This is a genomic window from Klenkia sp. PcliD-1-E (assembly GCF_024124375.1).
Classification (GTDB): Bacteria; Actinomycetota; Actinomycetes; order Mycobacteriales; family Geodermatophilaceae; genus Klenkia.
On record NZ_JAMXRZ010000028.1, the window covers coordinates 1 to 24,249 of the forward strand.

Here is a 24,249-nt window from a genome sequence, read left to right on the forward strand (position 1 = left end):
CGCCGCCGCGGTCACCGCCGAGGAGGCCGCGCAGGCCGGGGAGGTGGTCGCGGCGGCCCGGACGGCGCTGCGGGAGCGGGTCGGGCCGGGCACCGCCGTCCTCGCCCCGGCCACCAGCACCACCGCACCCCCGGTGGAGGCACCGGCGGCGGAGAAGGCGGCGCTGCGCGGGGCGACCCTGCGGCTGACCTACCTGGCCGGGCTCGGCGGCCTGCCCTCGGCGGTGGCCCCGGCCGGGCTGGTCGGTGGCCACCCGGCCGGGGTGGCGCTGCTCGGTGCGCCGGGTGCGGACACCGCATTGACCGGCCTGCTGGCCGGGTGGGACCGCGCCCTGTAGCTCAGACCTCGATCCGGGCGCCCATCACGACGGTGCGGTCCTTGGGCAGCTCGAAGGAGCGGGCGGCGTCGGTGGTCAGGTGCGAGGTGGCGGTGAACACCGCGCGCCGCCACCGCGGCAGCTCCCCGGGCCGGTGGTGGCCGGGGGAGCGGTGCACGTCGATGGTGGACAGGAACCACGACGCCCCGTCGAGGTCGACGTCGAGCTCGGCGTCGGCCAGCGCCCGCGCCAGGGCCTTGGGCACGTCGGTGCGCTGCCGGTAGCCGAAGTGCAGGGTCACCAGCACGACCGACCCGTCGCTGCCCTCGGGCACGGTGACGGTGCCGATCTCCTCGTCGACCACCCACGGGCTCAGCGCGGTGGTCAGCGAGACCACCAGCACCCGCTCGTGCAGGGCGTGCAGGTGCTCGACCGTCGAGCGCATCGCCAGCGGGGCCGGCGGCTCGGCGCCCTTGACCGACCGGTTGAGGTAGACCGCCGTCCCCGGCACCCGGACCACCGGTGAGCCGGGCGCGCAGGCGTCGGTGAGCAGGTCGTCCAGCGGGCCCTCCTGCTCGTGCCGGCGCCGGGTCACCAGCAGCCGGCCGCGGAACCACGTGGTCATCACGGTGAACAGCCCGACACCGATCACCAGCGGCACCCAGGCGCCGTGGGCCAGCTTGGTCAGGTTGGCGGCCAGGAAGCCCAGCATGACCAGCCCGACGAGGCCTGCCCCGGTCAGCACCGCCGGCCGCGGCCAGCCCCACCGGTGCACCGCGACGACCGACGTCAGCACGATCGTCACCAGCACCGTGCAGGTCACCGCCATGCCGTAGGCGAAGGCGAGCGCCGCCGAGCTGCGGAAGGACACCACCAGCAGGACGACGGCGACCATCAGCCCGTAGTTGACGTAGGGCACGTAGACCTGCCCGATGGTGTGCGCCGAGGTGTGCACGATCCGCAGCCGCGGCAGGTAGCCCAGCTGCACGGCCTGCCGGACGACGGAGAACGCGCCGGTGATCACCGCCTGGGAGGCGATGACCGTGGCCACGGTGGCCAGCACGACCAGCGGGACGAGCGCCCAGCCGGGGACCACCCGGAAGAACGGCGCGGTGATCGGGCCGTCGGGGGAGAGGTCGCCGATGACCAGCGCGCCCTGCCCGTAGTAGGACAGCATGCAGGCCGGGTAGACCAGGAAGAGCCAGGCGCGGGTGATCGGGGCCCGGCCGAAGTGGCCGAGGTCGGCGTAGAGGGCCTCGGCCCCGGTGATGACCAGCACCACCGCGGCCAGGGCGAAGAACGCGGTGCCGGGCCGCTCGAGGAAGAAGCCGATCGCGTAGGTGGGCGAGAGCGCGCGCAGCACGCCGGGCTCGGCGACCACCCGGGCCAGCCCGGACAGCCCGATGACCAGGAACCACAGCACCATCACCGGCCCGAAGGCGGCACCCACCCGGGCGGTGCCGAACCGCTGGACGGCGAAGAGGGCCACCACGATGACCAGCACGACCGGGACGACGAACCCACCCAGCGCGGGGTCGACGACCGCGACGCCCTCGACGGCGGACAGCACCGAGATGGCCGGGGTGATCATGCTGTCGGCGAGGAACAGCGCGGCCCCGGCGATGCCGGCCAGCGCCAGCCGGCGGACGACCACCGCGGGCAGCTTCCGCCCGTCCCGGCCGCGGCGCCCGACCAGGGTGATCAGCGACATGATGCCGCCCTCGCCGTGGTTGTCGGCGTGCAGCACCACCCCGACGTAGAGCCCGGTGACCACGGTCGTCGCGGCCCAGAAGATCAGCGACAGCAGGCCGAGCAGGTTGGGCTCGGTCAGCGGCACCGGGTGCGGGTCGTCGGGACTGAAGAGGGTCTGCAGCGTGTAGATCGGGCTGGTGCCGATGTCACCGAAGACGACGCCGAGGGCGCCGAGGGTGAGCGCGGCCCGGGTGGGGGTCCCGCTCGGGCGCACCCGGCCCCGTCCGGTGGGCCCCTCGTGCGTCGGCACGGGGGCGGTCTGCTCGGTCACGAGGCGACAGTGAACCTCCTGGACCTGTGCTGCGCGCCGGGGCTCGCCCTAGTTGGGGAAGCGGCGCCGGCTGGGGGAGGGACGGCGGGGTTCGGGCTCGAGCCTGCGCAGGTAGCCGGCCTGCACCCAGGTGTCGATCACCGCCGGCCCCAGACCCTGCGGCACGGTGTAGGCCACCCGGCCCCACCACCGGCCGTCTCCGTCTCGCCCCCAGCCGAGCAGGATGGCCGGCCAGGCGTCGTCCAGCTGGCCGGGCATGCCGGTCACCCAGCAGTGCTGCGCCGGCCGGACGGGCGCCGAGACGCCCTCCGGCGGCTCGCCCGTCCGACCCGCCACCCCGACAGCATGCCACGGTTGTCGAACACGTGTTCGACGACGGGCTACGCGTCGATGGGCACCCCGGTCCGGGACAGCGACAGGTCCCACACGCGGGCGGCCGCGGCCGGGTCGGTGAGCGTGCGGTAGAGGTCCTGCCGGGCCGGTGGTCCACCCACGTGGCCCGGTCCGGAGGGCCCGAAGAACGCGCCACCGGCGTCGCGGGCGGTGGCCGCGAGCAGCGCGGGCTCGGCGGCGCTCTCGACGGTGCCGACCAGCAGGCCACGGGCGGACAGGAACCGGATCACCCGGCGTGCGGCGGTGTCGGAGCTGCGGCCGACCTCGGGCCGGGCGGCCAGCAGGTTGCTGGGGGCCACGCCGGGGTGGGACAGCGCGCTGGTGATGCCCCAGCCGGCGGCGGTGCTCCGGCGCTGCAGCTCCAGGCCGAACAGGCCGAGGGCGATCTTGGAGGAGCGGTAGGCGCGCATGCCGTCGTAGGAGCGCTGCGAGTCCGGGTCGTCGACCTGCACGGTGCCGCGGGCGGCGGCGATGCTGAGCTGGGACACCACCCGGGCCCGGCCGGCGACCAGCAGCGGCAGCAGGTGGCCGACCAGGGCGACGTGGCCGAGGTGGTTGGTCCCCCACTGCAGTTCGTGGCCGTCGGCGGTGGTCTGCCGCGCGGGCGGCGTCATCACCCCGGCGTTGTTGACCAGCAGGTGCACCGGCCGGTCCTCGGCGCGCAGGGCGTCGCCGAGGGCGGCGACCGAGGCGAGCGAGGACAGGTCGAGCTCGCGCAGCGAGACGTCGGCGCCGGGGACGGCGGCGCGGACCGCGGCAAGGGTGGCCTCCCCCTTGGCGGGGTTGCGCACCGGCAGCACCACCTCGGCGCCGGCCGAGGCCAGCCGGGTGGCGATGACCCGGCCCATGCCGTCGCTGGCGCCGGTGACGACGGCGCGGCGGCCGGTGAGGTCGGGGAGGGGGACGAGCTGGGGGGTGCGGGCCACGGTGTGCTCCTCGGGTCGGTGTGCCGACCACGCTGCCCCGGCCGGCCGGCGCGCACCACGACCTGCCGAACCTGGGACCCGCAGGCCCAGGCTGGGCCCTGGATCGGTGCCGACCCGCCGGGCAGGATCACGGCGTGGACATCGACCGGGCCGGGCTGGCCGACTTCCTGCGCCGCTGCCGGGAGTCCCTGCAGCCCGAGGACGTCGGCCTGCCGCGTGGGCCCCGGCGCCGGACGGCGGGTCTGCGCCGCGAGGAGGTGGCCGCGCTGGCGCACATGTCGCCGGACTACTACTCGCGGCTGGAGCGGGAGCGCGGACCGCAGCCGTCGGGGTCGATGGTCGCCGCCATCGCGCAGGGCCTGCACCTGACGTTGGACCAGCGCGACCACCTGTTCCGGCTGGCCGGCCACCAGCCACCGCCGCGCGGCGCGGAGGGCCTGCACGTCGGCCCCGGCACGCTGCGCATCCTGGACCGGCTCGACGACACCCCGGCCGAGGTGGTCACCGAGCTGGGGGAGACGCTGCGGCAGACCCGCCTGGGCGTCGCGCTCCTCGGGGACGCCGCGCAGCGCACCGGGCCGGCCCGCAGCCTGGGGTACCGCTGGTTCACCGACCCGGAGGTGCGGCGGCGCTACCACCCCGACGACCACGCGTACCTGTCCCGGCTGTGGGCCTCGGGCCTGCGCGGGGTGGTGTCGGTGCGGGGGCCGCGGTCGCGGGCCGCGGCGCTCGCCGAGGATCTGCTGGGCCGCAGCGAGGAGTTCCGCCGGGTGTGGGAGCTGCACGAGGTCGGCCTGCGCCCGCAGGAGCACAAGCGGTTCGTGCACCCCGAGGTCGGTCTGCTCGAGCTGCAGTGCCAGACCCTGCGGGACACCGAGCAGGGCCATCTCCTGCTCGTCTACACCGCCGCCCCCGGCAGCGGGACCGCGGAGAAGCTGCAGCTGCTGTCGGTGGTGGCCGCGCGGGCTCTGTAAAGCCTTCGTCAAGAAGGGGTCCCAGGGGCTCGGGGTGTGGTCGCGGTCATACCTAGCGTGTGCGCACCGACACCAACGGAGGTGCCCCATGGCGACGACGTCCCCCGCAGCGCAGCCCGCGCCGCTGTCCGCCCCGTCCACCCGCAGAGCGGTCTACAACACGATCCGGGGGTCGCTGGGCAACCTCGTCGAGTGGTACGACGTCTACATCTACACGGTCTTCGCGACCTACCTGCAGGCCAACTTCTTCGCCGCCGGCGAGCCCAACGCCGGCATCTACACGCTGGCCATCTTCGCGGTCACCTTCGTCATGCGGCCGGTGGGCTCGTGGTTCTTCGGCCGCTACGCCGACCGGCACGGCCGCCGTCCGGCCCTGGTGTTCAGCATCTCCCTGATGGCCGGCGCGTCGCTGGTCATCGCGGTCACCCCGACGGCGGAGACGATCGGCGCCGGCGCCGTCGTCCTGCTGGTGCTCTGCCGGCTGGTGCAGGGCTTCGCCACCGGCGGTGAGTACGGGACGTCGGCCACCTACATGTCCGAGGCGGCGACCCAGGGCCGGCGCGGGTTCTTCTCCTCCTTCCAGTACGTCACCCTGGTCGGCGGCCACGTGCTCGCCCAGGCCACGCTGCTCGTCCAGCAGGCCGTCCTCACCGACGAGCAGATCAACGCCTACGGCTGGCGCATCGCGTTCTTCATCGGCGCGGTGAGCGCCGTGGTCGTCCTCTTCCTGCGCCGCAGCATGGACGAGACCCTCCAGTCCGACGGCACCAAGAAGTCCGGCTCGATGGTGGAGCTGTTCACCGCCTACCCCAAGCAGCTGCTGGTCTGCTTCCTGGTCACCCTCGGCGGCACCATCGCCTTCTACACCTACAGCGTCAACGGCCCCCGCATCATCAAGGGCGTCTACGCCGAGGACGGCATGACCGGCACCTGGATCAACTTCATCGCGCTGGTCCTGCTCATGCTCATGCAGCCCGTCGGCGGGTGGCTGTCCGACCGGGTCGGCCGCCGGCCGCTGCTGATCGGCTTCGGCATCGCCGGGGTGCTGTGGACCTACACCTTCCTCACCCTGCTGCCCACGGTGTCCAGCCCGGTCGCGTCCTTCCTGCTCATCACCGGGACCTACGTCGTCCTCACCGGCTACACCTCGATCAACGCCGTGGTGAAGGCCGAGCTGTTCCCCTCCCACGTCCGGGCGCTCGGCGTCGGCCTGGGCTACGCGCTGGCCAACTCGATGTTCGGCGGCACCGCCCCGGTCATCTACGAGGCGGCCACCGAGAACGACGCGCAGTCGGCCTTCGCGGTCTACGTGACCATCGCGATCGCGGTCTCCCTGGTGGTCTACGTGTTCGTCCTGCAGCGGATGCGGAACTTCCTGGACACCGAGGTCGTGCGTACTCCGGAGCCCGCTCGGGTCTGACCCGCAGCTGACCAGGACCGCGTACCGGGCCGTGGCGGACGCCGCGGCCCGGTACCGTGCGCGCGGACGGAGGGGTGCGGGGTGCGGGTGCTGCTGGTCGAGGACGACGCCGGTGTCGCCGAGGCGCTGACCCAGGGCCTCCGGGGGAGCGGGTGGACGGTGCGGCACGCCGCGACCGGTCGCGACGCGCTGGCCGCGCTGGACGACGACCCGGCCGTCGACCTGGTGCTGCTGGACATGGGGCTGCCCGACCACGACGGACTGTGGGTGTGCGCCCGGATCCGCGAGCGCAGCGGCGTGGCCGTCGTCGCGCTCACCGCCCGGCGGGCCGAGGCCTCGGTGGTCGCGGCGCTGCGGGCCGGTGTCGACGACTACGTGGTCAAGCCCTACAGCCTGGCGGTGCTGCAGGCTCGGATGGAGGCCGTCACGCGGCGCAGCGGCGGCCGCCCGGCGCCGGCGCCGGCCTTGGACGCCGGGTTCTCCCTCGACGTCGAGGCCCGGCGGGTGCGCACCGCCGACGGCGAGGTGGCCCTGACGGCCAAGGAGGCCGAGCTGCTGGCCGCGCTCCTGCGGCACGCCGGCCGGCCGGTCACCCGGGCCGCGCTGATGGAGGAGGTCTGGGACACCACCTGGATCGGTGCCTCGCGGACCCTCGACGTCCACGTCGGCACGCTGCGGGCCAAGCTCGGCGCCGACGTGGTGGAGACCGTCCGCGGGGTGGGCTACCGGCTGGTGCCGCGGGGTGAGCGGTGAGGCGCCGGCTGCTGGTGCTCGCGCTGCTGACCACGGCCGGGCTGCTGGCCGCGCTCGTCGTCCCGCTGCTGGTGAACCACGCCGAGGGCCGGGCCGACGACCTGCACCAGGAGCGGCTGTCGGCCGCGACCCGGTTCGCCACGCTCGCGGCCGCCGACGACCCGGACGTGCTGACCCCGGACCTGCAGCGCTACCGCGAGGTCACCGGGGTGCAGGCCTGGCTGGTGGGCACCGACGGGTCGCTGCTGGCCTCCTCCGGCACCGCACTGCCCGGCGGCGCCGTGGTCGAGGCGTCGCTGCGGGCCGCGCTGGACGGCGTGCCCTCGGCCCCGCCGTCGGCGATCTGGCCCTGGGACACCGGCCCGCTGGTGGTGGCCACCCCGGTGGGCCGGGACGCGCAGGTGCTCGGCGCGGTCCTGCTGGTCGAGGACACCGGCTGGGTCCGCGACGAGGTGGCCGTCCGCATCGCGGTCGCGGCGCTGGCCAGCCTGGTGCTGCTGGGCCTGCTCGGCTGGCTGGTGGCCAGCCCGCTGGTCGGCTGGATCGCCCGGCCGCTGCACGACCTGGACGACCAGGTCCGCGAGGTCGGTGCCGGCCGGCCCGCGCGGGCCCGCGTCGAGGGCCCACCGGAGCTGCGCCGGCTGGCCGAGTCCTTCAACACCATGTCCGCGCAGGTGGAGCGGTCCCAGCAGCAGCAGCGCGACCTGGTCGCCGACGTCTCCCACCAGCTGGCCAACCCGCTGACCGCGCTGCGGCTGCGGCTGGAGTCCCTGGCCGCCGACCGGCCGGCCGAGGTGGGCCCGGTGCTGGCCGAGACCGACCGGATGGCGCGGATCCTCGACGGGCTGGTCGAGGTCAGCCGCACCGGGGCCGCCGACCGCGAGCCGGTCGCCCAGGACGTCGTCGCCCGGGTGCGCGAGCGGGTGCAGCTGTGGGAGCCGCTGTTCGCCGGCCGGCTGACCCTGCAGCTGCCCGGCCACGCGGTGCCGGCGGTGCTGGAGCGCGACCTGGTGGAGACCCTGGTCGACGCGCTGCTGGACAACGCGGTCAAGTACGCCCCGGACGCCGCCGTCGAGGTGGCGCTGACGGCCTCGGACGTGGGCTGCGTGCTCGCCGTCCGCGACCACGGGCCTGGGGTGACGCCCGCGGAGGCGGCCGAGCTGGGCCGCCGGTTCCACCGGCTGGCCCGGCACGCCGACGTCGACGGCACCGGCCTGGGGCTGGCGATCGTGGCCGGCCGGGTGCAGGACGCCGGGGGGACGACGACCGTGCAGGCGGCCGGGCCCGGGTTGCGGGTGGCGGTCAGCCTCCCCGCCGGTCGTGGTCACGGAACCACCGCAGCGCCCCAGGGTGCAGCGGTACCGGCTGGGTGAACATGCCGGCGGCGACCGTGGGCTGGCGGACGTCGGGCACCCGGGCGCGGATGGCGTCCTGCCGGTCGAACACCACGCTGCACACGCCGTAGGCGGCCGCCTCCGACAGCTCCGGCGCCGCGAGCAGGTAGGTCTTGACCGCGACCGTCCGCACCGCCTCGGGCAGCCCGTAGGGCCCGGCGGGCAGCGGTCCGGCGACGTACTGCGGGCCGTGGGCCTCGACCAGCGGGCCCACCAGGTCACCGAGGTCCAGGGCGCGCAGGGGCAGCTGGGCCGCGAGCTGCACCAGGGCCGGCACGGGGAAGCCGCTGACGTAGGCCAGCGCGTCCACCGCGCCGGTGCGCAGCAGCTCCGCGCCGTCGGCCAGCGGTCCGCCCTCCAGCTCCACCTGGCCGCCGACGCCCACCGCCGCCAGGCACCGGTCGACCACCACCCGCCCGCCCGAGCCGGTCCCGCCGTCGGCCAGCCGCCGGCCCGCGAGGTCGGCGAGGGTGGCGACGGGGGAGTCCCGGGGGACGACCACCTGCAGGAAGCTGTCGTAGAGCCGGGCCAGCCCGGTCGGGTCCAGCGGCGCGGTGAAGGGGTCGGCGCCGGCCAGCGCCAGCAGCGCGGTGTCACCCAGGGAGAAGGCGACGTCGGCCCGGCCGTCGGCCAGCGCCAGGTCGTTGTCCACCGACCCGGTGGTGGTCAGCACGTCGGCGGCGACCCCGGGCATGAGCAGGCCGGCCTCGGCCGCCAGCGCCGAGCCGTAGCGCTCGAACACCGCGCCGGGGGAACCGGTGGCGATCCGCAGCCGGCCGGTGGCGCCGTCGGCCGGGCCGGAGGACGAGCACCCCGGCAGCACGGCCGCGGCCCCGACGGCCAGCAGCCCACCCAGGAACCGACGCCGGCTGTGCACGTCCCCGAGCCTAGGGACGCGCACCGCTCTACGGTGGGGTCCTCATGCCCGAAGGTGACACGATCTACCGGCTCGCCCGCCGGATGCAGCCGCTGGTGGGCACCCAGGTCGAGAGCAGCGACTTCCGCGTCCCCCGGTTCGCCACCGCCGACCTCACCGGCGCCCGCGTCCTGTCGCTGGTGCCGCGGGGCAAGCACATGCTCACCCGCTTCGACCACGCCGGGCGGGCGGTCACGCTGCACACCCACCTGGAGATGGACGGCGAGTGGAGCATCGTCGGCCACGGCAAGCTGCTGCCACGCCGGCTGATGGGCGACGCCCGGCTGGTGCTGGCCACCAGCGGTCCCACCGCCATCGGGCTGCGGCTGCCGGTGGTCGAGCTGCTGCCCACCGAGGCCGAGCACACCGTCGTCGGCCACCTGGGCCCCGACCTGCTCGACGACACCCGGCCGGCCACGGAGGTCATCGCGCAGGCCACGGCCAACCTGCAGGCCCGGCCCGACCGGCCGCTGGTGTCGGCGCTGCTGGACCAGCGGCTGGTGCTCGGCCTGGGCAACGTGTGGGTCAACGAGCTGGCGTTCCTGCGCGGCCACCTGCCCTTCACCCCGGTCGGCCAGGTCGACGTGGAGCCGCTGGTCAAGCTGGCGGTGCGGGCCATGCGCTTCGCCGTCCAGCCCGGTGGCCCCGGTCGGGTGACCACCGGCAACACCCGGCCCGGGGAGCGGTACTACGTCTACGGCCGCACCGGCGAGCCCTGCCGCCGCTGCGGGACCAGACTGGAGTTCAGCCCGGAGATCCCGAACGAGCCGGGGGTGCGGCACACCTGGTGGTGCCCGCGCTGCCAGACCTGAGCCGTCACCCGAGCACGGGCGCGGCCGTCGTCCGCAGCTGGTCCAGCACCACCCGCACGGCCGGCTGCGCCGCCGAGGGGCGCCGGAGCGCGGCCACCACCCGGCGGACGGACGGCGGGTCCAGCGGCCGGGTGAGGACGTCGAAGCGGGTGTCGACGGCGAGGGAGGGCAGCAGCGCCACCGACCGGCCGGCCTCCACGTGCTGCAGCGCGACCAGGTAGTTCTGCAGCCGGCAGACCACGTGCGGCTCGAACCCGGCGTCCCGGCAGCGGCGGGTGACCAGCTCGGACATGTAGGAGCCGGGGACGTCCAGCGTCCACCGCTCCCCGGCGCAGGACGCGAGGTCCAGCCGCTCGGCGGCCGCGGCGGGGTGGCCCGGCGGCAGCACCGCGACGACCTCGTCGGTGCCCAGCGGCAGCAGGTCCACCGCGGGGCCGAGCTCGGTGCCGGCCAGGTCGGTGGTGGTGACGATGACGTCGACGTCCCCACGCCGCAGCGCCGGCATGCTCTCGTGCGGCTCCAGCTCGAGCACGACCACCTCGACGGCGGGGTGCGCGGCGGCCACCGCCTCGGCGGCCGGGACGGCGAGGGCGTGCACCGCGCTCTGGAACACCGCCAGCTGCACGGTGCCCGACGGTGCGTCCCGGTCGCCGGCCGACAGCTGCTCCAGGCGGTGCAGCACGTCGCGGGACCGGGCGGCGAGCAGCTGCCCGGCCGGGGTGAGCCGCACCCGCCGGCCCTCCCGCTCCAGCAGGTCGGTGCCGGTCTCGCGCTCCAGCACGGCCAGCTGCTGGCTCACCGCCGACGGGCTCAGGTGGGCCCGGCCGGCGACCGCGCGCACGGTGCCGAGCTCCTGCAGGTCGACCAGCAGCTTCAGCCGCCACGGGTTGAGCACGGCGCCAGTGTGCGGCAGGACTGCACAGCAGCGTCGGGAACACGTGCTGGACCTGCGCAGTGCGGGTGGCCACGCTGGTCGGCATGGACCTCGAGCGCCACCTGATCCGGTACCTGGGCACGGGCAGCTTCACCCCGGAGGTGATCGCCTCGGCACAGGGCAGCTACGTGACCACGGAGTCCGGCCGGCGTCTGCTCGACTTCACCTCCGGCCAGATGAGCGCGATCCTCGGCCACTCCCACCCCGACGTGGTGGCCACCGTGCGCGACCAGGTCGGCCGGCTGGACCACCTGTTCAGCGGCATGCTGAGCCGCCCGGTGCTGGAGCTGGCGGAGCGGCTGGCCGCCTCGCTGCCCGACCCGCTGACCCAGGTGCTGCTGCTCACCACGGGCGCGGAGTCCAACGAGGCCGCGCTGCGGCTGGCGAAGCTGGTCACCGGTGGGCACGAGGTGGTCGCGTTCTCCGGTTCCTGGCACGGCATGACCGGCGCCGCCGCCGGCGCGACCTACAGCGCCGGCCGCACGGGCTACGGCCCCGCCGCACCGGGCAACTTCGCCATCCCGACGCCGAACTCCTACCGGCCCGACGTCGTCGACGCCGACGGTCAGCTGGACTGGGCCCGGCAGCTGGACCTGGCGTTCGCGATGGTCGACGCGCAGTCCACCGGCGCGCTGGCGGCCTGCATCGTGGAACCGATCCTGAGCTCGGGCGGGATCATCGAGCCACCGCCGGGATACCTGGCCGCACTGCAGCGCAAGTGCCGGGAACGGGGGATGCTGCTGGTCCTCGACGAGGCGCAGACCGGGCTGTGCCGCACCGGCACCTGGTACGCCTTCGAGCGCGACGGCGTCGTCCCCGACATCATCACGCTGTCCAAGACCCTCGGCGCCGGGCTGCCGCTGGCCGCCGTCGTCACCAGCGCGGAGATCGAGGCCGCCGCGCACGAGCGCGGCTTCCTGTTCCTGACCACGCACGCCTCCGACCCGCTGGTCGCAGCGGTGGGGACGACGGTGCTCGACGTGCTGGAGCGCGACCGGCTCGACGTCCGGGCCGCCGAGCTCGGTGCCCGGCTGGGGGCGGGGCTGCGGGCACTGGCCGACGAGCACGAGGTGGTGGGCGACGTCCGCGGGCGTGGCCTGCTGCAGGGCCTGGAGCTGGTGGTCGACCGGACCACCAAGCAGGGCTCGGACACCCTCGGTGCGGAGGTCACCCGGCGCTGCTACGAGCTGGGCCTGCACATGAACGTGGTGCAGCTGAAGGGCATGTCGGGGGTGTTCCGGATCGCACCGCCGCTGACCGCGACCGACGCCGAGCTGGACGAGGGCCTGGCGGTGCTGGACCAGGCGCTGCGTGGGTCGGTGAAGGCAACCCTCACGAATGCAGGTGCCCGCTGATGGCCGCCAAGAAGAACGCCTTCGCCGCCGTCGGCTGGGTCGTGGTGAAGCTGGCCGCCACGGTCGGCGTGCCCTACGCCAAGCGCACGGTGCGCGACCGCAAGCACCGAGCCGCACGCACCGAGCGGGCCCGTCCTCACCCCGAGGGCGGGCCCGCTCCGTCCTCAGCCGAGGCGGTCGAGGATCCCGGCCAACCCGTGGAGGTCGCTGACGGTGTGCGCGGGCTGCGGCCCGGCGGGGTCGGTGCGGTGCCCGGGCCGGGCGACGCGGACGACGGCGATGCCGGCCTCCAGTGCGCCGCGGGTGTCGCGGGCCGACGCCGGCACGTGCACGTCGACGCCGGCCTCCACGGCCCGCCGGTAGAGCAGCGCGGCCGGCTTGTAGGCGCGCAGCCGCTCGCTGGTCAGCCGGTCGGCGTCGTCGACCAGCGGGGCCACCCGGGTGCGGGCGAGCAGGTCGTCGTCGACGTTGGACAGCACGCCGACCCGGTGGGCCTCCCGCAGCCGGGGCAGGGCGTCGGAGACGTCGGGCCACAGCGGCCAGTCCGGCAGCGAGTCCAGCAGCGCACCCGCCGGGGCATCGGCGGCGTCCCAGCCCCGGGCCGCCCAGGTCGCGGCGAGCGCCGTCCGGCAGTGCTCGGCGAAGGGCGCCCAGTCGGTGCGGTCGCGCTGGGAGGCCTTGTTCCGGGTGTCCCAGTCGTCGTACAGCTCCCCGCCGTCGACGTCATGGCCCTGGTCGGCGGCCAGCGCCGCGAGCACGGGCGCCGCGCCGGTGCGGCTGTCGACCAGCGCGCTGAACAGGTCGATCGTCACGAACACCCGGCGAGCCTGGCAGATCCCCCTCGTCGACCGTGCAGGAGCGCACCGCTGACGCGCCGGTGAGCGGCGTGCCGGCGGTGCCGTCCTGCACGGTCAACGGGGGGCGCACGCGGGTCGAGACGGATGACGCTGGTGGGCGGTCACCCCCGGGGCGGAGCGTCCCGGGTGACCGGCGCGCCGAGCCGAGGCGGCCGGGTGCACCCGGAGGACGCCGTGACCGACCGCTACCTGTTCCGACCACCGCGCAGCACGCCGGAGTCCCGGGGCGGCCGGCCGCCAGAGCACCGCGTCGAGCACCGCCCGGGCATGGTCGTGGAGCGCGACGTCGCGGTCCCCTTCGGCGACGAGGGCCACGTGCTGTACGTCGACGTGTACCGGCCCGACACCGACGTGCCGGCCGCACCGCTGGTCAGCTGGTCGCCCTACGGCAAGCACAACCCGGCACCGATCGGCCAGATCTACCCCCGCGCCGGGGTCCGCCCGGAGTGGACGTCGGACCTGACCACCTTCGAGGCGCCCGACCCCGAGTACTGGGTGCCGCACGGCTACGCGATCGTGCTCGCCGACGTCCCCGGCACCTGGTACTCGCAGGGCCGGGCCACCTACCACTCCCCAGAGGAGGCCGCCGCCTTCGCCGACCTGGTCGAGTGGGCCGGCACCCGGCCGTGGAGCGCCGGCAGGGTCGGCCTGTCGGGGGTGTCCTACCTGTCCAGCCTGCAGTGGTTCGTCGCCGCGCTGGACCCGCCGCACCTGGGCGCCATCAACCCGTGGGAGGGCTGGAACGACACCTACCGCGAGGTCGCCCGGCACGGCGGCATCCCGGAGACCTCCTTCTGGCCCTACATCTGGGAGCGCTGGGGGGCGAGCACCACCGAGGTGGAGGACCTCGAGGCCGAGACCGCCGCCCACCCCTGGTTCGACGACTTCTGGGCCAGCAAGACCCCCGACCTGGAGGCCGTGCGGGTGCCCGCCTACGTGGTGGCCAGCTGGGCCGACCACGGCCTGCACAGCCGCGGCACATTGGAGGGCTTCCGCCGCCTGGGGTCGGCGGAGAAGTGGCTGGACGTGCACGGCCGGAAGAAGTGGGCCTACTACTACGAGCCCGAGCTCGTCGAGCGGCAGCGCGCTTTCTTCGACCGGTACCTGCTGGGCCGCGGCCCGGGCCTGGACGACCAGCCCCCGGTGCGCGCCGAGGTCCGCGAGGCCTACGGGCAGGGCACCTGGCGCGACGCCCGGCAGTGGCCGCTGGAGGACGTCGAGCTGCGCCCCCTGCACCTGGACGCCGTCGACGGCTCGCTGTCCTGGAGCCCGCCCGACCGGGAGGGGACGGCGTCCTACGACGGGCTGGGCAGCGGGCTCGCCCCGCGCCGGGCCACCTTCGCGATCACCTTCGACGAGCCGGTGCAGCTGGTCGGCCACGTCCGCGCCGTGCTGCACCTGTCCGCGGAGACCGAGGACGCCGACGTCTTCCTCGCCCTGTTCAAGCTCGACGCGGCGGGGGAGCAGGTCGGGTTCGCGCACTACGGCCAGTTCGAGGACGGCCCGGTCGCGCTGGGCTGGCTGCGTGCCTCGCACCGGGAGCTGGACGAGGACCTCAGCACCGAGCACCTGCCGGTGCTGGCCCACCGCCGTGCCCTGCCGCTGGTGCCCGGCGAACCCACCCGGCTCGACGTCGAGGTCTGGCCCTCGGGCACCCGGTTCGCGGCGGGGGAGACGCTGCTGCTGGTCGTGCAGGGCACCGACGTCATGCGCTACCCCGAGCACCTGACCTACGCCCGGCACACCGACACGGTCAACGACGGCCGGCACACCGTGCACACCGGCGGAGCGCTTGGCTCGCACCTGCTCGTCCCCGTCCTGCCGGTGCAGGCATAGGACGGATGTCGCTGTCGGTGCGCGCCAACCGGCCCGCACCGACGGCGACAAAGCGGTGTTCCGGCTCACACCTGTGCTCCATAGCTTTCCCTCAGCGGTCCACGACGGAGGGGGAGCACCGATGGCGACGACGCCACCGGCAAAGCCGGGCCTGAGCGTGCGGGGGGTGTCCCTGCGCTTCGGCGGCATCACCGTGCTCGACGACGTCTCCTTCGACGCACCGCGGGGGGAGATCCTCGGTCTGGTCGGGCCGAACGGGGCCGGCAAGACCTCGCTGTTCAACTGCATCAGCGGGCACTACCAGCCCACGGCGGGCTCGATCCTGGTCGGCGGCACCGAGACGGTGCGGACGCCGGCCTGGCGGATGGCCCGGCTCGGCCTGGCCCGCACGTTCCAGCACCCGGCACTGCGGCCGGACGCCACCGTGCTGGAGAACGTCATGCTCGGCGCGCACTCGTGGCTGCCCGGCGGCCCGGTGTCCTGGGCGCTGCGGCTGCCCACCACCCGCCGGCACGAGCGGCAGGCCCGCGACCGCGCGCTGGAGCTGCTGGAGCGCACCGGCCTGGGCTGGGCCGCGCACACCGTCGCCGACGAGCTGTCCCACGGCTTGCACAAGGGCGTGGAGCTGTGCCGGGCGCTGCTGTCCCGGCCCTCGCTGCTGCTGCTCGACGAGCCCGCGGCCGGTCTCTCGCACGGCGAGGTCGAGGCCCTGATCAGCACCGTCCGCGAGGTGCGCGAGGAGTTCGACCTGACCGTCGTCGTCGTGGAGCACCACATGGGCCTGATCTCGGCGCTCACCGACCGCGTCGTCGTCCTCGACCACGGCGCCAAGCTCATGGAGGGCACCGCCGCGCAGGCCCAGTCCGACCCCCGGGTCGTGGAGGCCTACCTCGGCAAGGAGGTGGACGCGGCGTGAGCCTGCTGGAGCTGCAGGACGTGCGGGCCTCCTACGGCCAGGCCGACGTGCTGCACGGCATCACCCTGTCCCTGCCCGACCACGGCGCCACCGGCCTGCTCGGGGCCAACGGCGCAGGGAAGACGACCACGCTGCGGGCGATCAGCGGCATGGTGCGCACCACCGGCCGGATCCTGTTCGAGGGCCGGGACATCTCCGGTCTGGGGCCCGACCGCACCGCGGCGCTGGGGATCGCGCACGTGCCCGAGGGCCGCGGGACGCTCGGCCAGCTCACCGTCCGGGAGAACCTGCTGGTCGGTGCCTACCGCCGCAAGGACAAGGCGGCGATCTCGGCCGACCTGGACTACTGCCTGGACCTGTTCCCCAACCTGGCCGAACGGATCCGGTCCAACGCGGCGGCGCTGTCCGGCGGGGAGCAGCAGATGCTCGCCGTGGGCCGGGCCTTCATGGCCAAGCCCCGGGTGATGCTGCTCGACGAGGCCTCCCTGGGCCTGGCGCCGAGCACCGCCCGGCGGGTCTACGACGCCGTCGTCCGGCTCCGGCGGGAGGCCCAGGTCGCGATGGTCGTGGTCGAGCAGAACGCCAACCTGGCGTTCTCGGTCGTCGACGACGCCACCGTCCTGGAGACCGGCCGCGTCGCCCTGCACGGCACCAGCTCCGAACTGCTCGGCATGGACGCCGTCCGCCGCGCCTACCTGGGGGGTTGAATGTCCTACTTCGTCCAAGTGGTGGTCGACGGGCTGTCCAACGGGGCCATCTACGCGGCCCTGGCCCTGGCCATCGTGCTCGTCTACCGCGCCACCGGGCTGATCAACTTCGCGCAGGGCGGCATGGCCGTCGCGGCCACCTTCGTCGCCTACGCCCTGGTGCGGGCCGGCGTGCCGGTGCTGGTCGCCCTGCTGGCCGCCGTGGTCGCCGGTTTCGTGCTGGGCGCCGTGCTGGAGCGCGGGGTGATGCGGCACTTCGAGCGCGGCGAGCCCGACACCGCCATCGTCGCCACCATCGCGCTGCTGCTGCTGCTCACCGGCGGGTCGGCGTTCTTCTTCGGCTACGAGCCGCACCCCTTCCCCTCGCTGTTCCCCAACCGCACCTTCGAGGTGCTGGGGGTGTTCATCAGCCTGCGGTCGATCGGCACGATCGTCGTCCTGCTCGCCGTGATGGCCGGGCTGCAGCTGCTGTTCCGCTCGACCAAGCTCGGTCTGGCGATGCGGGCGGTGGCCGACAACCCGCAGTCCTCCGCGCTGTCGGCGCTGCCGGTGAGCCGGTTGCTCATGGTCGGCTGGGGCCTGGCCGCCGCGCTCGGCGCGATCGGCGGGGTGCTGGTCGCCCCGCAGCTGTTCATCAGCCCCGGGATGCTGGACTTCGTCCTGGTCTACGCGCTGGCCGCGGCGATCCTGGGCGGCCTGGACTCCCCGGTCGGCGCGGTCGTGGCCGCCGGGTTCATCGGCGTCGCCGAGGCCCTCGCCGGTGCCTACCTGGACGTCGTCGGCGACGACCTGAAGATCGCCGTCCCGTTCGTCGCGGTGATGGTCATCCTCGTGCTGCGGCCGCAGGGCCTGTTCGGCACGAAGACGACGGTGCGCGTCTGATGGCAACCGCAACCGCAACCGCAACCGCTGCCCGCCGGTCGCCGCTGACCCGTCTCGCCGCGCTGGTGGGCGTGGTCGCCCTCGCCGTCGTGCTGGTCGTCGCGCCGCTGGTCTCCAGCCCGTTCATCAACTACCAGCTGGCCTCGATCATGGTCTTCGCCGTGGCGCTGCTGGGCCTGAACGTGGTCATGGGCTACACGGGTCAGGTCTCCCTCGGCCAGAGCGCCTTCCTCGGCCTGGGCGCCTACGTGACGGCCTACGGGGTGGTCCACGGCTGGCCGCTGTGGCTGTCGCTGGTGCTGTCGGCCCTGCTGCCGGCGGTGGTGGGCATGCTCGTCGCGCTGGCGGCGGCCCGGTTGCGCGGCCTCGCCCTGGCCATGATCACCATCGCGCTGCCCATCGTCGGCGTGCCGCTGGCCCGGCGGCTGGACGGGCTCACCGGCGGTTCGCAGGGGCAGGTCGTGAGCTTCCTGCGGGCGCCGGAGGCGACGGGTCTGGCCAACGACCAGTGGCGCTACTACGTGGTCACGGTCATCGCCGTCGTCGTCTTCCTGCTGGTGCGCAACCTGGTGCGCGGCCGCGTCGGCCGGTCCTTCGCGGTGGTGAAGGAGAACGAGGCGGTGGCGCTGTCGATGGGCGTCTCGCCCTACCGCACCAAGGTGCTGGCGTTCACCATCGCCTCGCTGCTGGGCGGCCTGTCCGGCTTCATGTACCTGGCCGTCGTGCAGTACACCTCGCCCGAGACGCTGGTCTTCGCCACCTCGATCAACCTGGTCGCGGCGATGGTCATCGGCGGCTCGGCCAGCATCGTCGGGACGGCGCTGGGCGCCCTCTACTTCGTGCTGGTCCCGGTGCTCGCCGGGCAGGTCAACTCCTCGCGCACCGCGCTCATCTCCGGCGCCGTCCTGCTGGCCGTGCTGTTCGTGCTGCCGGCCGGACTGGCCTCGCTGCCCCGCCGCGTCGGCGGGCTGCTGCGCCGCCGGCGCACCCCGGCCGCCGAGGGCGCGCCGGCCACCCCAGACCCCGACGGGACGGCACCTGCGGTGCCCACCCCGGCGGCTGCCTCCACCGATCGACGATGACCACCAGGAAGGCCCGCCCCATGAGGAACACCCACCGCTCCGGTGCCGTGCTGGCGACGGCGAGCATCGCCGTCCTGCTCGTGACCGGCTGCACCCGCGGCGAGACTGCCGGGGGCCCCGGCTCCGACGGCGCGAGCCCCGGGATCACCGACGACTCGGTCAGCATCGGGATCAGCAGCCCGCTGTCGGGCCCGACCGCCGGCCCCGGCTCGTGCACCGTCGCAGGCCTCGCCGCCTACATCGGGGCCAAGAACGCCGACGGAGGGTTCGAGTTCGGCGACGGCAAGACCCGGCAGGTCGACTTCACCTACCTCGACGACGTCTACGACCCCGCCCGCGCGGTGTCGAACTTCCGGCAGCTGGTCAACGACGGCATCTTCGCCTACGTCGGTGCCCTGGGGACGCCGACCAACGCGGCGGTCATGCCGATCGCGGAGGAGGAGCAGGTGCCGCAGGTGCTGCTCACCACCGGCGCCCGCACCTTCTCCGAGGACCAGGAGGCGCATCCCTGGACCGAGGGTCTGCTGCCCACCTACGCCACCGAGGGCGAGGCCTTCGGCACCCTGCTGGCCGACGCCGACCAGCCCCTCACCGTGGCGACGCTGGCGCAGAACGACGACTTCGGCGAGAGCTACCTCGACGGGTTCAACGCCGCCATCGAGGGCAGCCAGGTGCAGGTCGTGGCCTCGGCGACCTACGAGCCGACCGACACCACGCTGGACTCCCAGGTCACCGAGCTGGCAGCCAGCGGGGCCGACGTCCTGCTCAGCGCGGTGTCGGTGACGCCGCTGCAGGTGGGTGTGCTGACCAAGGCGCAGTCCTTGGGCTGGCTGCCGCGGATCTTCCTGCCGTCGAACACCTCCACGCCGGGCACGATCCTGCAGCCCGGTGGGGCGGGGGCCTACCCGGCGGTCTACACGCCGTCGTTCTCCAAGAACCCGAACTCGCCGGCCTTCGCCGAGGACGAGGACGTGCAGGCCTACAACGCGGCCTTCGAGCAGTACGGCTCGCAGATCGCGACGACCTACACGCCGCACTGCACGTGGGGCTACACCGAGGGCGCGGTGCTCGACCAGGTGTTCCAGGGCATGGAGGAGCCGACCCGCGACTCGTTCATGGAGTCGCTGCGCTCGATCAGCGACTACCAGGCGCCGATGCTGCTCGACGGCATCACCGTGGACACCACCAGCTCGACGGAGGCGGGGATCTCGACCGTGCAGCTGGTCCGGTACGACGCCGCCACCGGCGGCTACGGGCCGGTCGACGGCTACTGATCGACCCGGCGGGCCGGGACCGGGGGCGCACCCCGGTCCCGGCCCGCTGTGCATCCTGGAACCCCACACCCCCGGCCGAGGAGGCCACGTGCACCCGCTGGTCGACGCCGACTGGGCCGACGTCGTCCGCCGCGCCCCCGACGGCCTGGCCGTGCTGGACGCCGACGGCCGCTGGCTGCGGCTCAACCCGGCCGCCGAGGAGCTGTGCGGCGTCCCCGCCGAGCACCTGGTGGGGTCGGCGTCGCCGTTCCGGACCACCGCGGGCGCCACGGGTGCGCAGGGCCTGCTGGACGACGACGGTGCCGAACTGGTCTGCACGTGGTCGGGCGGCGGCCCGCCGGCGGTGCGCGAGTTCGCCTACCGCACGCACCTGCTGGACGCCGCCACCGGCGAGCAGGTGGTGTCCTTCCGCGACTGCACCTCCGAGCGGCACCGGCGCCGGCGGGTGGCGGCCCTGGCCCGCGCGTCGGCACGGCTGGCCGGGCAGGGCTCGGTGGCCGCGACCCTGGACGCGCTCGCCCGGGAGGTGCTGCGGGCCGACGCACTGGCCGGCGTGCAGATCCTGAGCATGGACGAGAACGGCTCGGGGCTGCGCATCATGGGTTCGGCGGGCTTCCCGCAGTGCGACGACTTCTTCGACCGGCTGCTGGAGTGCGGCCGGCGCGGTGCCCGGCTGGCCATCTTCGAGGCGTTCGGCCGGCAGGAGCCGGTCGTCATCCCGGACCGGTGGGCGATGCTGCGGGACGACCCGACGTGGGCGCCGCTGCGGGGGTACCTCAGCCACTCTGACTGGAGCTGGTTCGCCAGCGTGCCGCTGACGATCCGCGGCCGGCCGGCGGGCGTGCTGAACGCCTACCTGGCGCCGGGGCAGGTGGTCGGCAACCAGACCCTGGAGTTCCTGACCGCGATGGCCGAGCAGGCCGCGGTGGCGCTGGACCACGCGGACCTGCTGCAGGCCGAGCGGGAGCTGGCCCGTCGCGAGGAGCGGCAGCGGCTGGCCCGCGACCTGCACGACAGCATCGTGCAGCAGGCGTTCTCGATCGGGATGCAGGCCAAGGTGCTCGGGGTCGTGGCCGCCCGCGGGGACCTGCCGACCGACCGGGTGCGCAGCATCGCGCAGGAGATCGGGGTGCTGTCGCAGACGGTGCTGGCCGACCTGCGGGCGATGGTGCACGAGCTGCGGCCGCTGTCCTCGACCTCGCTGGGGTTGCAGGAGGCGCTGCGGGCGCTGGCCGAGAGCACCACGAACCGCACCGGCATGCGGGTGACGCTGCAGGTCGGCGCCGGGGTGGACGGGCTGGCCGACGAGGTGTCCGAGGACGTCTACCGGATCGTCGCCGAGGCCCTGCACAACGTGGTCAAGCACGCCGAGGCCGGACGGGTCACCGTGCGGGTGGCGGTGCGGGGGTCGTCGCTGGCGATCACCGTCACCGACGACGGCCACGGGCTGCCCCCGCAGCGGCCGCGCGAGGGGTACGGCCTGACCAGCATGCGCGAACGCGCGGAGAAGTGGGGCGGCACGCTGACTGTCGGGCCGCGCGCCCGCGGCGGCGCCGGCACCTCGGTGCGTGCGGTCGTGCCGCTGCCCGCACCCCGTCGAGCCCAGGAGGGGACGCCATGACCGCAGCCCAGGAGGAGACCACCGAGGGGGTGGTGCGGGTGCTCATCGTCGACGACCACGCCGTCGTCCGACGCGGCATCCGGGCCTACCTCGAGGTGCTGGACGACCTCGAGGTGGCCGCCGAGGCCGGCAACGGCGTGGAGGCGCTGGCCCGGCTGGACGCGCTGTCGGTGCACGGCGAGCTGCCCGACGTCGTGCTGGTCGACCTGCTGATGCCCAAGATGGACGGCGTCGCGACCACCGCCAGGATCCGGGAGAAGTACCCCGAGCTGCGCACCGTGGTGCTGACCAGCTTCGGGGAGATGGAGCGGGTGCACGCGGCCCTGGCCGCCGGGGCGTCGGGGTACCTGCTCAAGGACGCCGAGCCCACCGAGGTGGTGGCCGCGATCCGCGCGGCTGCCCGCGGTGAGGTGTTCCTGGACCCGGCGGTGGCCCGGCAGCTCACCCAGGAGATGGTGTCCCCGCCGACCGGGCTGGGGTCGCTGACCGCCCGGGAGCGCGACGTGCTGGCGCTGGTGGCGCACGGCCGGTCGAACCAGGAGATCGCCGACGAACTGGTGATCAGCGAGCGGACCGCCCGCACCCACGTCAGCAACGTGCTGCGCAAGCTGCAGCTGACCTCGCGCACCCAGGCCGCGCTGGTCGCCGTCCGCCAGGGTCTGGTCCCGCCCCAGGGCTGAGCCGCGCTCGGCCCGCCGCTGATCCGCCTCGCCGTTGTCCCGCCTCGCCCGTTGACCCGCCTCGCCGTTGCCCCGGCTGCCCGGGCTGGCCTCGCCGACTCCTGCTCGTCAGAAGGGCGGTGGGTCCTCGTCGGGGTCGGGTGTCGAGGTCGTCGCCTCGAGGTCGAGCTCCGCGGTCTCCTCGTCGGGGTGCAGGAGCTGGTCGAGGCGGGTGAGGCCGGGACCGGTGCCGGGCGGTCGGGTGGTGCGGGTGACCCCGGACGGGGTGGTCACCGACAGCATCCCGTCACCGGTCATGGCGAACCGCCAGCCGGGGGCGTGGGTCTTGAGGCGGTGGTGGCGCCGGCACAGCGTGCAGAGGTTCGCGCAGTCCGTCGGGCCGCCGGCGTCGTGCGCGGTGACGTGGTCCAGGTCGGTCCAGATGGCGGGCCGGCTGCACCCCGGGTGGCGACAGCCGCGGTCCCGGGCGGCGACGAACCTGCGTTGAGCGGCCGTCGGGCGGTAGGCCGCGGTGGGTGGCGGCCGGTCGAGCGCGGGGCAGCCGCACCCGGCGGGGTCAGCGTGGTGCAGCGGGCAGGGCCGCCGGGCGGCGCGGCGGAGCTCGGGTTCGGTGACGACCGCGCGCAGCTCACCAGTGCCGGGATCGGTGAGGGCGATGTCCAGCGAGCCACCCTCCGGCGCATGCAGACCGTCGAGGCCGGCGTCGGTCCAACGGCGGAGCAGCTCGCGCAGGTGGGCCGACGTGACCGGTTGACCGCCGACGGTCCCGCAGCGTTCGACACCCTCGTCCACCGCTCCTGGTTCCGCCGGCTCCCGGGCGGGCGTGCAGCTCGGTGGGCGCAGGGAGGGGAGCGGGGCGTGGATGGTGATGTGCGCGGTCACCGGGGGACGACTGGTGTCCCAGGCCCGGAGCAGGAGGTCGGCGGCGACGAGGGTGCGGAGCTGACCGACGGGGCGGTCGTCGCCGTCGGCCTTCCACATGCGGGCGTAGCGGTCGGTGGCATCGCGGCAGGCGGCGGCCACGTCGGGTTCCAGGGTGATCGTGAGGTCGGTCAGCCCGTCGCGACGGCCCTGCAGCGTGACGTCGGTGGTCCGGGCGGCCTCCTTGCGGGCGCGGTCGGCGGCCGCGGCGTCGTGCTCCAGCAGCAGCGCGGCCGTGCGGTTCTGCAGGCGGTAGGGACCCTCGCCCGAGATGGCCCAGGCCAGGGCTTCCGCCTCGACTGCGCCGATGACCTCGGCGGAGACGTCGGGCTGCTGCCAGCCCAGGACGGTGACGAGCGCTCGCGCGCGCGGCAGGTCGATGAGGCCGTCGGCCAGCGCGTGCCAGGTGGCGGGCAGCTGGTGGACCAGGACGAGAGCCGTGTTCGCGACGGTGTGGGCGCGCGTGCGGGAGATGCCCAGGACCAGGGCGACCTCGTCGACGAAGAACTCGCTGACGCCGCAGAACTCGCGCTGCGCGGTCCAGCCGTCGGCGCCGTGCCCGGGGTCGTCCGCGTCCTGCCAGACGTCGGGGCGCAGGTCGGCCAGCCGGGCGACGACGCCGATCTCGTAGGCGTCCAGCCGAGCCCGCATCGCCGCCACGGCCTGCATCTCGGACGCGCAGGCCGCGTCGTCGAGCCAGGCGGGGTCGAGGACCTCGGACAACCGAGGGCTCTCTGGACCGCGGGCACGGGAGCGGTCGACGACGGCCACCGCCAGCGCCACCCCGAACTCCGCCTCCCGCTCCATGACCTGCACGGTAGGGGAGGGGTACGACATTTCCGGGCCGTTCGACGAGCCGCTGAGCAGGCAACTTGCCGTCAGATGACCGTCACTGCGGGTGCCCGCTGGTGGTCAGGTGGAGTCGTGTCCGCCTGCTTCCGGGGGCGGCCATCGCTCGGCCGCCGAGACGCTGCACGAGTGGGTACGACGCGCCTGCAAGCCGTGCCGGCCCCGCCGGCCGGTGGTCCGCAGGGAACGCCAGCACCTGCCGTCGTCGGGAGCCCGGTCGGGAGGTCGACCGGGCAGCTGTCGCTGCGGCCGACCCGGGTCGGGAGGTGGACGCGGACAGCCGGCGTCCGGGCGGTGGGGGGTGAAGGGCGTGCCGATGCGGGCGACCAGCTCCACGGTCCCGCCGGCCGATCACCAGGGTGGGGCACGCCTGCGGGCAGGCGGACGAGGGCGGCGGCCGGCCCAGCT

The 24,249-nt window shown here is 74.7% G+C and carries 21 protein-coding genes and 1 pseudogene; 15 read left to right on the forward strand and 7 right to left on the reverse strand.

What is annotated here, in order from left to right; genetic code table 11:
* Positions 1-337, forward strand: a pseudogene (locus tag NH342_RS07720) (amidase); the annotation flags it as partial.
* 1 nt (position 338) lies between these two features.
* Here NH342_RS07720 and NH342_RS07725 read toward each other — a convergent pair.
* The 3 genes from NH342_RS07725 to NH342_RS07735 are packed head-to-tail and all read right to left on the reverse strand — an operon-like array spanning position 339 to position 3,658.
* Positions 339-2,339, reverse strand: coding sequence for a potassium transporter Kup (locus NH342_RS07725; protein WP_253013394.1), 2,001 nt, complete (start codon positions 2,337-2,339; stop codon positions 339-341).
* 48 nt (positions 2,340-2,387) lie between these two features.
* Positions 2,388-2,675, reverse strand: a complete 288-nt coding sequence (locus tag NH342_RS07730; protein ID WP_253013396.1) for a hypothetical protein — start codon at positions 2,673-2,675, stop codon at positions 2,388-2,390.
* Between the two features lie 44 nt (positions 2,676-2,719).
* The gene (locus tag NH342_RS07735; RefSeq protein WP_253013398.1) at positions 2,720-3,658 is read right to left on the reverse strand and encodes an SDR family oxidoreductase; all 939 of its coding nucleotides are present in this window, start codon (positions 3,656-3,658) and stop codon (positions 2,720-2,722) included.
* A 134-nt stretch (positions 3,659-3,792) separates the two neighbouring features.
* On the opposite strand from NH342_RS07735, the gene NH342_RS07740 reads away from it, so the two are divergent.
* The 4 genes from NH342_RS07740 (at position 3,793) to NH342_RS24140 (ending at position 8,178) form a co-directional block, all read left to right on the forward strand.
* Entirely contained in the window at positions 3,793-4,632 is an 840-nt protein-coding gene (locus NH342_RS07740) for a helix-turn-helix transcriptional regulator (RefSeq protein WP_253013400.1), read from the forward strand.
* An 88-nt stretch (positions 4,633-4,720) separates the two neighbouring features.
* Positions 4,721-6,052 carry an MFS transporter gene (locus tag NH342_RS07745; RefSeq protein ID WP_253013402.1) on the forward strand — a complete coding sequence of 444 codons (1,332 nt, stop codon included), beginning with the start codon at positions 4,721-4,723 and terminating at the stop codon, positions 6,050-6,052.
* A gap of 81 nt (positions 6,053-6,133) precedes the next feature.
* Positions 6,134-6,805 carry a response regulator transcription factor gene (locus NH342_RS07750; RefSeq protein WP_253013404.1) on the forward strand — a complete coding sequence of 224 codons (672 nt, stop codon included), beginning with the start codon at positions 6,134-6,136 and terminating at the stop codon, positions 6,803-6,805.
* Entirely contained in the window at positions 6,802-8,178 is a 1,377-nt protein-coding gene (locus NH342_RS24140; RefSeq protein WP_253013406.1) for a HAMP domain-containing sensor histidine kinase, read from the forward strand. The genes NH342_RS07750 and NH342_RS24140 overlap by 4 nt, the downstream gene beginning before the upstream one ends.
* Here NH342_RS24140 and NH342_RS07760 read toward each other — a convergent pair.
* Entirely contained in the window at positions 8,108-9,100 is a 993-nt protein-coding gene (locus tag NH342_RS07760) for a TAXI family TRAP transporter solute-binding subunit (protein WP_253013408.1), read from the reverse strand. The genes NH342_RS24140 and NH342_RS07760 overlap by 71 nt on opposite strands.
* 20 nt (positions 9,101-9,120) lie before the next feature.
* Between NH342_RS07760 and NH342_RS07765 the strand changes: the two genes are divergently transcribed.
* The gene (locus tag NH342_RS07765; protein ID WP_253013410.1) at positions 9,121-9,927 is read left to right on the forward strand and encodes a DNA-formamidopyrimidine glycosylase family protein; all 807 of its coding nucleotides are present in this window, start codon (positions 9,121-9,123) and stop codon (positions 9,925-9,927) included.
* A 4-nt stretch (positions 9,928-9,931) separates the two neighbouring features.
* On the opposite strand, the gene NH342_RS07770 is transcribed toward NH342_RS07765, so the two are convergent.
* The gene (locus NH342_RS07770) at positions 9,932-10,822 is read right to left on the reverse strand and encodes a LysR family transcriptional regulator (protein WP_253013412.1); all 891 of its coding nucleotides are present in this window, start codon (positions 10,820-10,822) and stop codon (positions 9,932-9,934) included.
* Positions 10,823-10,887: 65 nt separating this feature from the next.
* Here NH342_RS07770 and NH342_RS07775 point away from each other — a divergent pair, with 65 nt between their 5' ends.
* Complete coding sequence (locus NH342_RS07775) at positions 10,888-12,216, forward strand: aspartate aminotransferase family protein (RefSeq protein ID WP_253013414.1); 1,329 nt, start codon at positions 10,888-10,890, stop codon at positions 12,214-12,216.
* 164 nt (positions 12,217-12,380) lie between these two features.
* On the opposite strand, the gene NH342_RS07780 is transcribed toward NH342_RS07775, so the two are convergent.
* Complete coding sequence (locus NH342_RS07780; RefSeq protein ID WP_253013416.1) at positions 12,381-13,034, reverse strand: haloacid dehalogenase; 654 nt, start codon at positions 13,032-13,034, stop codon at positions 12,381-12,383.
* Positions 13,035-13,247: 213 nt separating this feature from the next.
* Between NH342_RS07780 and NH342_RS07785 the strand changes: the two genes are divergently transcribed.
* The 8 genes from NH342_RS07785 (at position 13,248) to NH342_RS07820 (ending at position 22,071) form a co-directional block, all read left to right on the forward strand.
* Complete coding sequence (locus NH342_RS07785; protein WP_253013418.1) at positions 13,248-14,909, forward strand: CocE/NonD family hydrolase; 1,662 nt, start codon at positions 13,248-13,250, stop codon at positions 14,907-14,909.
* A gap of 166 nt (positions 14,910-15,075) precedes the next feature.
* Positions 15,076-15,825 (forward strand): ABC transporter ATP-binding protein, encoded by a 750-nt coding sequence (locus tag NH342_RS07790; RefSeq protein ID WP_253013420.1) that lies wholly within the window; start codon positions 15,076-15,078, stop codon positions 15,823-15,825.
* Complete coding sequence (locus tag NH342_RS07795) at positions 15,822-16,532, forward strand: ABC transporter ATP-binding protein (protein ID WP_253013422.1); 711 nt, start codon at positions 15,822-15,824, stop codon at positions 16,530-16,532. Before NH342_RS07790 ends, NH342_RS07795 begins: the two co-directional genes overlap by 4 nt.
* Positions 16,533-17,414 (forward strand): branched-chain amino acid ABC transporter permease, encoded by an 882-nt coding sequence (locus NH342_RS07800; protein WP_253013423.1) that lies wholly within the window; start codon positions 16,533-16,535, stop codon positions 17,412-17,414. It abuts the gene before it with no gap.
* Positions 17,414-18,496, forward strand: a complete 1,083-nt coding sequence (locus NH342_RS07805) for a branched-chain amino acid ABC transporter permease (RefSeq protein WP_253013425.1) — start codon at positions 17,414-17,416, stop codon at positions 18,494-18,496. The genes NH342_RS07800 and NH342_RS07805 overlap by 1 nt, the downstream gene beginning before the upstream one ends.
* A gap of 20 nt (positions 18,497-18,516) precedes the next feature.
* The gene (locus NH342_RS07810) at positions 18,517-19,770 is read left to right on the forward strand and encodes an ABC transporter substrate-binding protein (RefSeq protein WP_253013428.1); all 1,254 of its coding nucleotides are present in this window, start codon (positions 18,517-18,519) and stop codon (positions 19,768-19,770) included.
* A gap of 88 nt (positions 19,771-19,858) precedes the next feature.
* Positions 19,859-21,391, forward strand: coding sequence for an ATP-binding protein (locus tag NH342_RS07815; RefSeq protein ID WP_253013430.1), 1,533 nt, complete (start codon positions 19,859-19,861; stop codon positions 21,389-21,391).
* Positions 21,388-22,071, forward strand: a complete 684-nt coding sequence (locus NH342_RS07820; protein WP_253013432.1) for a response regulator transcription factor — start codon at positions 21,388-21,390, stop codon at positions 22,069-22,071. Before NH342_RS07815 ends, NH342_RS07820 begins: the two co-directional genes overlap by 4 nt.
* Before the next feature lie 108 nt (positions 22,072-22,179).
* On the opposite strand, the gene NH342_RS07825 is transcribed toward NH342_RS07820, so the two are convergent.
* Positions 22,180-23,799 (reverse strand): HNH endonuclease signature motif containing protein, encoded by a 1,620-nt coding sequence (locus NH342_RS07825; protein ID WP_253013434.1) that lies wholly within the window; start codon positions 23,797-23,799, stop codon positions 22,180-22,182.
* Positions 23,800-24,249: the final 450 nt, after the last annotated feature.

What these genes read in the sequence shown, in the direction of transcription:
- NH342_RS07745 (WP_253013402.1), top strand. Translation starts at nt 4,721, where the DNA reads ATGGCGACGACGTCCCCCGCAGCGCAGCCCGCGCCGCTGTCCGCCCCG.
- NH342_RS07765 (WP_253013410.1), top strand. Translation starts at nt 9,121, where the DNA reads ATGCCCGAAGGTGACACGATCTACCGGCTCGCCCGCCGGATGCAGCCG.
- NH342_RS07800 (WP_253013423.1), top strand. Translation starts at nt 16,533, where the DNA reads ATGTCCTACTTCGTCCAAGTGGTGGTCGACGGGCTGTCCAACGGGGCC.
- NH342_RS07805 (WP_253013425.1), top strand. Translation starts at nt 17,414, where the DNA reads ATGGCAACCGCAACCGCAACCGCAACCGCTGCCCGCCGGTCGCCGCTG.
- NH342_RS07810 (WP_253013428.1), top strand. Translation starts at nt 18,517, where the DNA reads ATGAGGAACACCCACCGCTCCGGTGCCGTGCTGGCGACGGCGAGCATC.
- NH342_RS07820 (WP_253013432.1), top strand. Translation starts at nt 21,388, where the DNA reads ATGACCGCAGCCCAGGAGGAGACCACCGAGGGGGTGGTGCGGGTGCTC.
- NH342_RS07825 (WP_253013434.1), bottom strand. Translation starts at nt 23,799, where the DNA reads ATGGAGCGGGAGGCGGAGTTCGGGGTGGCGCTGGCGGTGGCCGTCGTC.